This window comes from Flavitalea sp. (genome assembly GCF_035489435.1).
Classification (GTDB): domain Bacteria; phylum Bacteroidota; class Bacteroidia; order Chitinophagales; family Chitinophagaceae; genus DATHKG01.
The window spans coordinates 50002-59895 of the sequence record NZ_DATHKG010000169.1 but is presented as its reverse complement, the minus strand read 5'-3'; the positions used below and the strand labels follow the sequence as shown (position 1 = coordinate 59895).

Below are 9894 nucleotides of genomic sequence, written 5' to 3'. Positions count from 1 at the left end.
GGCTGATGGATATCGGAATCTCTGTAATAAGGCATAGCGTTGAGGTAACTAAAATCAGTTTATTGACATGTTTGCTGTTTAGCCAGAAATAGAAAACAAAACAAGCCAACAAACTATAGAACATCGTATTGCCATTTGTGAAGGAAAAGGTTCCCGGAGGTCTGAAATAACCCAACGCACCCCCGTTAAAGCCGGCACCTTCCATATCGCCGCCGACTCCCCGGTTCACCCAGGCAGATTGTGGACTGTAAAACTGTAAAACGGTGAGTATCGTAATCGGGATGGAGATAACAAGCATCTGTTTACCGATCCTTATAATATCATCACGATCCATAATCTTTCCAATGATAAAAATCAGTGGGAAATGAATGAGCAGGTACCTGGCTCCGAACACAGCGACAAATAAATTCTTATGACCCAAAAATAAAGCCGTAAAAAGACTAATGAAGCCGATCCACACCGTGCTGGCAAGAATGATGTTAGAAGGCAGGATCTTTTCTTTCCAACAAAGGAATATGATATATAGAGCCAGTGGGTCACGAATAATTAATAATGGAGCAGCCAATCCCGGGAGTACCCACTTCCTCAGTGAACCCTCAAATATGAGGAGTAACACATACAAATAGATGCCCCCTTTGATTAAGGAAACAGACTTGTTTAACTGAATAGCTTCTGCATTAGTTCGTACGAATGGCCCGGGGCCAAAAGTGGTTTTGAATGCAGAAGTAAAATTGTTGGAAGTATAGTTCATCTTAAGCTAAAAAACAGCTTTATTAAGCGTTATTGAGAATTGAATCTGCCAGTTCTCTTCCATAAACCTGCCATGGTCTTAAACGGGCGGATTCCATTGCAGCTTTTCCATTTGCAGCAATTCTTGCGGGGTTACAAAGCAGGTAATCCAGTGCAGCCTGGAGAGATTCAGTTTCACCAGCTGTGGTGAGCCATCCATTATTATCATTTGAAATCAGATCAGGTCCTGCTGTTCTTTCAGTAGTGATAACCGGGGTTCCCTGTGACATTGATTCAGTAATCACTAATCCAAATCCTTCAAATAATGACGGAAATAACAAAACATCACTTTCTCTCATGAGTTTGAGGATATCTTCATGAGGAAGGTTTGAAATATATTTATGTTGATTAAGAGCAGTATCAAGCGCCTTGCAATCATTCGTTGACTTCATACCAACTACAGTGAGTTCTACATAATCTCCCAAAGCGGCAACTGCTTTGAACATATTTGCAATTCCCTTTCTTTGTTCAAGCCGACCCACAAACAATAATTTTAATTTTCGGCTTCGTGTATGGCCGGGGTATTTTCTACCTGGTGTTACATCAGGATAGCCATATGGAATTACTTCGACCGGGGCCAGGTGACCAGTGAAATCTCCCAGCGTTTTTGCAGTAAAAGTGCTTGCAACATAAATCTGGTCGGCAAGCATCAACTCCTGATCTTTCCGATCAAGTTTTTCTTTTGAATCGGTTATGCCTACCAGTGTTTCTGCCCAATCAGGCCATTTGTTTGCTTCCGCTTCTAATAAACGCCACCCGGTTTTCCAATACCCAATCGGAAGATCATAAAAACATCTGAGACCAAGTCGTTTTGCTTGCTGGAATGTTGCAGCAGCTCCATCTTCGTAAGCATAGACTGCCTCCGCCCCATTTTTCTTTGCCCGCTTCAATTCGGCGGCAACATGTTTATCGATACTATGATAAACTGCGTCCACGCAAAACAATCCGGATTCATGTTTAGTGAGAGAAGCATAACCCGCTTTTCCAGAGATTAACCTACCGGTTTCACGCCATGGCCATGTACTTGTCATTGATCTGAGTGAGTGATCAAATCTTCTGCGTTTCAATTCCGACAGCGGAGAAAATGCACTCAATTTATCAAGCCAGTCGCCTTCGAAAGTGGCTATTGATGTATAAAATTGCGAAAGAATATTCGCGCTTTTGAAACCGATTGCTGCCGCCCTTACATTAGCATTGCCGGTTGGATGTAGAATAACTGATTTCATTAAATAGAAGAGAAATATAATCTGAAATAAATGTTTACGCCTTTTCCCGGCGGGTGCGCAGATAAGATGATTTTATGCTGGTATAAAATCCTTTCGCAGCATCAAATAGTTTGTCTATTTGTTTTGACCATATACCTCTTAGATTTTCTAGCCAGATTCCGATGAGTGCGGCAACAACAGTAGACATCACTATTGCAAATACCATTTCAGTTTTACTCTCAGGATGATATCCAACAACGGCACGCCATAAAATCAATAATGGGTGATGTAGTACGTAAATCGGAAAAGTAAGATCGGCTATGGTTCTGAACTTAGTCGAAAATTCTTTTACACTGATACCTGGTACATGAAAAGGCATAACAATCAGTGCTGATGCAAAAAAGAACCCAATGATATAATCACTTAAAAACTGGTTGGAAAAATAAAATGGCTTTCCGCCTAGTGCTTCAGGTAGTCGTGGCACAAACGCAATAGCGAGAATGGTACAACCAAACAAAGCAGCCGATAACAGCCAACCGGTTTTTGAATTTTTAAAGTTGATATGTTTTTTGAATGCCAGGCATCCGGCGATCCATATTGGCATCATCAATAATATTTTCGGTCCCGCAACCAGGGCCGCGACGACTATAATAGCAAAAGATTTCAGGTTGCTTTTTCCGAATATAAATAGTCCAAACAGCACATAATACCAGAATTCATAACTTAAAGACCATAAAGGTCCGTTTACCGGTGGGGCTGCAGACATAAACCCGGCTTCATTCAAAAACAAAGATGAGATAAGATATCGCGGCCATGAAATTCCCCTGGTGTATTCTGCTTTCAATTCAGGCGACACCAGGCTTATTGTTATTTCAACAATCGCTGTGATAACAAGTGCCGGCAGCACCATCGAGGTGAGCCTGCTTAACCTTGCTTTGCTATACTGCAGGGGACCACGGCTATTAATTCCCGTTGTATATGAAATAACATAACCAGAAAGCACGAAAAAAATAATTACCCCGGCATGTGCCCAATCGATACTGTTATTTGTGGGTGTTATTGCCTGCGAAGGGATCCATTGATCTCTTGCATGAAATGCGACCACCAATAAGGAAGCGAGGAGCCGCACTGCATCCAAAAAGATTGAAGTGTAGCCGGCAATTTTGAGTTGGATTATTTTACTCATCAGGGAACCAGGATTTGAATTGCCTTTATATTGAAATGACTTAATTGTTGTAGGCCTGTCGGTAAAATTCGATTGGTCTTAGAAATTCAGCAAGCGAACTTTTAGCAAGCTTAGCCCTTATTAAATAATCGCTATCGTTCATCTCAACAGCAATTTTCATGCACCTGGCAAGATCATTTACATTGCCGGGTTCTGCAACCAGGGCACTTGGCCCACCTGCTTCAGGTAATCCACCATCTTTTGTTACAATAGAGGGAACACCAACACTTCTTGCTTCAATTGGTGTTAGTCCAAGATCTTCCCTGGTGTTCGCCGGCGCCAATAGCCATTTGGCCGAAGACAAATACTGCTTCTTTGTATTGATATCTACAAAACCAGGCATGATGACTTTAGTCAGTCCTAATTCTTTGATCAGATCTTCAACAACCGGTCTTAATGGACCATCGCCGAGAATAGTAAGTGGCCATTGCTCAGTATCAAAAGAATTCTGCTTATATGCCTTTAAGATTTCTTCAATTCCTTTATTGTTGATCCATCTGCCTATAAATAAAAATCCTTTACGCGACTCAGGCGGATGCCAACCCTCAGGAAGATTTGACACGGTAGGGAATGCATCACTGCGAAGTGATTTTTTTCCAGGTTCCCAGGTGTCCCAGACAAACCTGGAGTTGAACCATCTGCGGTAAGCTAGTTTCACTGAGTATTTCCAGAGGAAAGAATGTAAACCGAGATCTTTTCTTCTCCAGTTGTGAACAGTAAGAAATATTTTTTTAGAAAATAATTTTGCGGGAAACACAACGTCTGGCGGGGTATTTTGAACATGTAGTATATCTGCCCATTTTATAAGACTGAATAATTGCTTTGAGTTGCTTTTCACAAAAAAGACCTGGCTACATGCTGCTGTTGAGTTCCTGACAAGATTCTGTTCCTGGCTTTGACCACTCACCAGTTTGAAACATAATCTTACCTCAAATTCCGGCCATTTAGCTGCTGCTTCGGCAATGGTTATCATAAAGGCTTCCATGCCACCATAGCAACCGAGGGTAGAGCCGACAACCAATAAATTTTTGCGAACGACTTTCATGGTTGGGTTAATTCAAATTTCCTGGTTTCCTTATTTGCTGTCATAATTAACAATGGGATCGAATTAATCCTGGATGCAATGTCTGAAAACGAACTATTGAAAGAGCCATATATTTTTGATGTCCTCGACAGACAATACATATCAAGTAAAGCATCTTTCATTCCCTGGAGTGAGTTTCGTGAAAAGTCTTTTTTGTATGTGATGATAATATCACCGAATTCATTTTTAAACCTTTGCTCTGTTTCCGGATCGTCAGTGGACAAATAGAAGTTGATTTCGGAATTCTTCCTGAACTCTCTTTCCACAACATCTATAAATAGTTCTACCGGGCTGTTGCCTATTGCATCTACATGGTCAGTTCTCCGGATATGAAGGCCAATTGTATTTTTTGAAAAGATCTTTGTTCTTTGGTTTACTATTTCCTGCAGTTCACGAACGGGTTGAAATGCGCTATACAGGCTGTTGTTTTTGGTAAACTCCCCGCATGTTTTGATGTAAACATGTTGGAATTTCTTAACAGTACTGAATGCGTCTTTGGATGCGCCCCTCATAAGCTTCTCACCATCATCTTCCTTTACACAAAAATTTATTTGGAAAATGCTGTTGGATATTAGTGCCATTTTTCTTGACCAGGCAGTTCTTTGGTCATTATCCTTAATAAGATGAAAATAAAATGGTTTTTCAATGAATCTGACGTTGCTGATCGGCTGGAATAGATCCTTAAAGGCACAATTGAGCTCAAAGGTTTTTGGCCAGACAATGGTTAATCTCTGACCGGTGGATTCCTTAAGGTCCAGGCCAGATGCTATTACACGCATTCTGTTGGCAAGACCGTAATTTGGTTCTAAATAAATCATTGAACAATATTTTGCTTATAACCGATCCTCCCCGGGATATAAAGTGGATCAAAAGAGTTTTTTTAATCCAGGTTACGAACGCAGGTAATTAATTAACTTTTTGATCCTGCGTTTTCCTGGAATTTGTGATCAATCCATATGACGCAACTAGCATTCTTATGAGAAAAACAAAGAGATTGGTTATAATTGACAACCATAAAATCTGGCTGGTTTGCTTAAGATTAAAAAAATACATACATAGTGCCTGCACCACTATAGTTCCTACAATCACCGAGATGGAATCAAAGCTATATATCCATTTTCGGGATTCGTTCATCTCCCATATTATCCCGTTCATCAGATTTATACCTGAAGCAATGAGCAACAATACTATTTCGGGGGCAAGGTGTTCGTACTTATTCCCCAGGATAATCAAAAATGGTTGAGGAACATAATAACCGAAAAGAATGATGGATAAACAGAACAATAATCCTCCTCCAATAATAGCCGAATATGTTTTGAATAACTTTTCTTTAGGTAAACGTGCTATATAAGGCGCTATCAATACTCCGCCGGCCATACTGAAGACCATATACATTTGTCCTATCCGGCTTAACACCCCGATTTCTGCGATCCCTTCAGTCTCTCCAAATATGGAAGAAAGGAAAACCAATATCTGGCCCTGGAACGCTGTAAAAAGGATAATCGGCGTAATAGGTTTGATCAGGTTCAACATTTCGGTGCGGGTTTGCTGATCGTTAACCGCCTTGTGATCTATATAATCTTTGCCAGCTTTACGTGTTAGATAACCTGTTACAAAAGTATGAATGCTGCCGACCATTGCTGCTATCCACGAGTTTAACACTGAAATGATATTCAAAAGGTATAGAACCGTCAATCGCAATACCCCGCTTTTTATCTGCAGGGCATATAGTTCCTTTATTTTTTGATGCATTCTTAGCGGCGGTGTGTAATAGGATGTCCAGCCTGTAAAAAAAAGGTTTGTTAGTATTGAAATAAGCAGAAGCAGGCTTGTGACAAAGGGCCAGTTTTGCTTATATGTGAGTAACGGAAAAATGATTACACAGGCTATGCTTATTCCTATATAAAGCCTTCTACGATAATACTGTCCCGCTTTAACTAATGAACCGATCCTTTGTTTGTCATGAATTTTATCTCCAACCAAGGCTACAATTGTTCCCGAGAAACCAAATTCTACAAGAATATGTGCACTTGTCTGGAAAGCGAATGCCATCGTGTATTGTGCGTATTGCTCAATTGTGAGCCATCTGAAAAGTAACACACCGCTCAGTAATTGTAATACCTGAACCACAGTTTGGCCCAGTAAGAAAGTACTAATTAATTTAATCCATCTTGAGATCTGTGGTCGTGAATAACCAGGGTATTTATAAAATCGTAAAATTTTCAAAAATCTACACTTTTTGATTAAGATCAGTATCCGACTTTCTGGTTTGCTGTTTTTCCTGCGCGCATTCCAAGTATACAAAGACGAATAAATCTTTTTATACCGCCGATTGTAAAGATTTTGGGTAAATGATATTTGCTATAAAACAGTTGTGATGCTGCTTCGTAATTTTCAGTAGATATAGATTGTCCAACAGCTACTCCAGCCCGGTCTTTCAACCATTTCAATTTGATGCCTAATGATTTGGCCGGCACCGGAAGTTTTTCTATTTCTCTGAAAGCATATAAAGCGCTGTCGTTGGTTTGACTTTTAGAAACAGATACATCGGAGATACGATACTTAGCAACATAATGGTCCTTGAAATACATTTTAGCACCTGTTAACCCAAGTCGCAGGCCGAAGTCAAAATCGCACGCATCTTTTATGTTACGATATCTCAGTTCTCTTGCTAATTCTGTCCTGATAAGAAAAGCATTATTTGGAAATTGCTGCGACATCCCTGCTTCGAGCGAAGTAAGTTTGTTAAGTCCTTCGTATTCTTTTGATCTGTAAAATGACTTATTGTAGAACCTGGATCGGCTTAAAGATACTTCTCCGTTATCAGTCATGATATATTGCTTACCAAATGCAACGTCAATCGATGGTTCGGCTTCAAAACAACCTGCCAGTGTTTCTAACGTGTTCGGGAGTAACATGTCATCATCATGAATCAAGAGGACCTTGTCACCATTTGCTAAATTGAAGAGATTATTTACGTTAGCCGCCTGCCCAAGCCCTGGGCTATTACGATTATATAATAGTGTAACATTAGGCGGCCAGTCAATACTTTCAATAGCATTAAATGTTGAGTCAGATTTTGAGTCGTCTCCAACAATTATTTCGTCTGGCATCAATGATTGTACAAGACATGAATTGATGCATTCACTAAATAATTTTGGACGTTCACAGGTTGGAATGAGTATGGAAATTTTCATGTAAGGCTTTCTTCATTTGTATTATGCTACCCTGGTGTTCAACGCACCTGATGTTTTTCTAGCAGGCCTTTTTGTACTTTCAGTATAATATTTACTATAGCTTTTCTTTTCTTTTGATTTGATGTCATTAAAAAGCAATGAAACATTTCTCAGTGATTTATTTGCCACGAGATCATTCAGGAATTCCAGCTGTTTTTTGCCGGTAGTTTGCTGCCTGATAACATACAAGACTAAATCACTAAGGTTTGAAAGAATTAATCCATCCGTAACAATTCCAACAGGTGGGGTATCAATAAATATATAGTCGTAATCATGTCTGAGACTTCTGATCAGATGGGGCAGTCTTTCTGACAAGAGTAAATCGGCGGGATTTTCGTGAATCTGTCCACAAGGGTAAATATGCAGATCAGGAATGTCTTCAACACTGCGGTATATACTGCCGTAATCGTCGATGTCACCTGATAAGTATTCGGAGATACCTTCATCGTCCTCCAATGAAAAGATGTTACTCAATTCAGGCTTACGAATATCAAATTCAAGCAGTGCAATTTTTTTACCAGGAATAGCACAAACCGCAGCCAGGTTGAGGCTGATAAAAGATTTGCCTTCTCCACTTTCTGTAGAGGTGATCATTACAACTTTGCCGTTTAGATTATTCAGCAGGAAATAGATATTTGATCTGATCAGCCTGAATTGCTCACTGGCCATATTGCGTCCCAGTACGGCAAAAGTTTGTTTGTTCCGCTTGGCAATATGATTGATATCACCGGCGATATGAAGCGAAGTTCTGCTTTTGATATCGCGATGATCCTTAATCTTATCGTTCATGATATCCTGCAGATAGATGATTGCGAAACTCAGGAACAATGCCAGCAAAGTGGTGTATAAAAATATACTGGTTGCTTTCGGCTCTACAGGTCCAATGCCATCTGCCAGGTTTATTTGCTTATAATTAGTAACATTTTTTGCGGTACTTGCAATCGCGGCTTCTTCTCTCTTTTGTAAAAGGTAAAGGTATAAACCCTCAGTAATAGTTTGTTTGCGTTTTATTTCCTGGAGTATTCTTTCATTGTGTGGTATTGAAGAAAGCTGGGAACTGTATTGTGATTTCTGTTCCTGGAAACTGTTTTCCTGGAGACTAAGATTGCGACCAACACTATTCAGACTTTCGAGGATGCTGCCTTTAAGATTACCAAGCTGCGTGTTGAGATCCTGCATTACAGTGCTATTTTCCGCTACAGAGGGCGCTTCTCTTTCTTTTTTTAATTGCAGGTCATTATACCTCGTGATAAGGCTTGAAAGTGTTTCATCATTTAGGCCGAGTGAAGAAGGAACAAGTTTATTTGCATTGGCGGGGTTTGCAAAATAGTCTCTTATCATCCTCACAATTCCTTGTTGAATTGAAAGATCTTTGATCGTTTTGGATACGGTATTTGAATTGTCAAGTGACTGTGTTGACTGTCCTTTCATATCTACAATCTGGTTAGTACCCTGGTAATTTTCCAGATTTCCTTCCACACCTTTTAATTCTTTGGAAATAACCATCAATCTTTCGTCAATGAAGTGAACCGTGGTGTTTGAAAGCTTTGCCCGGTCAGCTTCATCTTTTGCATTTAATTCCTCAACAAGTTTATTTAATACATCCTTACCCCTTTGGAGATTTTCGCTTTTTAGTGAGAGCTCAAGCACACTTGTTTTGCTGTCAAACGGCTTTACGCTCAGGTTTTCGGCAAGATGATCTGCCATCGATTTCACAGAATACCATCTTACAATAAATTCTCCTCCGGCAAGAAGGGAAGGAGCAGGAGTTGAAAAAGCAATATTGTTTCCTTTGTAATTGAAGGGTTTGTTCCAGGCAAATTTTTCAAATTTCGCATTCTCCTTTTTTGATGAACTGATTTCGCCGCCGTTTGAATCAATGTTTCTCAGGTACATTTCGATGGTTGCCCCGGTATCCCTTATTTTGTCGGTGTTCAATTGAAACTGTGCATCCTGATCAATTTCTATATCCAGGAAATTACCTTTTTTATAATAGGCGATATTGAAATTATTCTTAGCAACGGTGGCTTCCAGGAGTGTTTTGGATTTTACTAAAAGGATTTCATTGTTGAGATTAACATCACGTTTTCCCTTCACCGCATTTTCAATTATGTCGGTGGCATTTGCTGAGTTTTCCTCATTTTCTTTGATGAGAATCTGGGTACTTGACAAGTATTTCGGTACAGTATAGCGGTTATAAAAAAAACCTGATCCTATACATAAAATAAGGAAAAACAGGAATAATGGCCATTTGATAAGAAACTTCGTCAAACGTTCCCTTATGGTAGAATTATCAGAGTCTCCACCTGACAGTAATGAATTTTTTCCCGGCATAATAATAAGTTATCTGATCTG

7 protein-coding genes and 1 pseudogene are annotated in these 9894 nt (G+C 39.8%); all 8 read right to left on the bottom strand.

Annotation, left to right across the window (positions count from 1 at the left end; genetic code table 11):
- Positions 1 to 751: pseudogene (locus VK664_RS27130) on the bottom strand (hypothetical protein); the annotation flags it as partial.
- A gap of 22 nt (positions 752 to 773) precedes the next feature.
- Complete coding sequence (locus tag VK664_RS27125) at positions 774 to 2015, bottom strand: glycosyltransferase family 4 protein (RefSeq protein ID WP_461401869.1); 1242 nt, start codon at positions 2013 to 2015, stop codon at positions 774 to 776.
- A 34-nt stretch (positions 2016 to 2049) separates the two neighbouring features.
- A complete protein-coding gene (locus tag VK664_RS27120) occupies positions 2050 to 3180 on the bottom strand; it encodes an acyltransferase family protein (RefSeq protein WP_461401868.1) in 1131 nt (376 codons plus the stop codon).
- Positions 3181 to 3220: 40 nt separating this feature from the next.
- On the bottom strand, positions 3221 to 4264 hold the full coding sequence (locus VK664_RS27115) for a glycosyltransferase (protein WP_461401867.1): 1044 nt from the start codon (positions 4262 to 4264) through the stop codon (positions 3221 to 3223).
- Positions 4261 to 5121, bottom strand: coding sequence for an O-fucosyltransferase family protein (locus tag VK664_RS27110; RefSeq protein ID WP_461401866.1), 861 nt, complete (start codon positions 5119 to 5121; stop codon positions 4261 to 4263). The genes VK664_RS27115 and VK664_RS27110 overlap by 4 nt, the downstream gene beginning before the upstream one ends.
- An 88-nt stretch (positions 5122 to 5209) precedes the next feature.
- Positions 5210 to 6529: a lipopolysaccharide biosynthesis protein gene (locus tag VK664_RS27105; RefSeq protein ID WP_461401865.1), complete on the bottom strand. Its 1320-nt coding sequence runs from the start codon at positions 6527 to 6529 to the stop codon at positions 5210 to 5212.
- A gap of 23 nt (positions 6530 to 6552) precedes the next feature.
- Positions 6553 to 7500 (bottom strand): glycosyltransferase family 2 protein, encoded by a 948-nt coding sequence (locus tag VK664_RS27100; protein WP_461401864.1) that lies wholly within the window; start codon positions 7498 to 7500, stop codon positions 6553 to 6555.
- Between the two features lie 21 nt (positions 7501 to 7521).
- Positions 7522 to 9873 (bottom strand): GumC family protein, encoded by a 2352-nt coding sequence (locus VK664_RS27095; RefSeq protein WP_461401863.1) that lies wholly within the window; start codon positions 9871 to 9873, stop codon positions 7522 to 7524.
- Positions 9874 to 9894 lie beyond the last annotated feature (21 nt).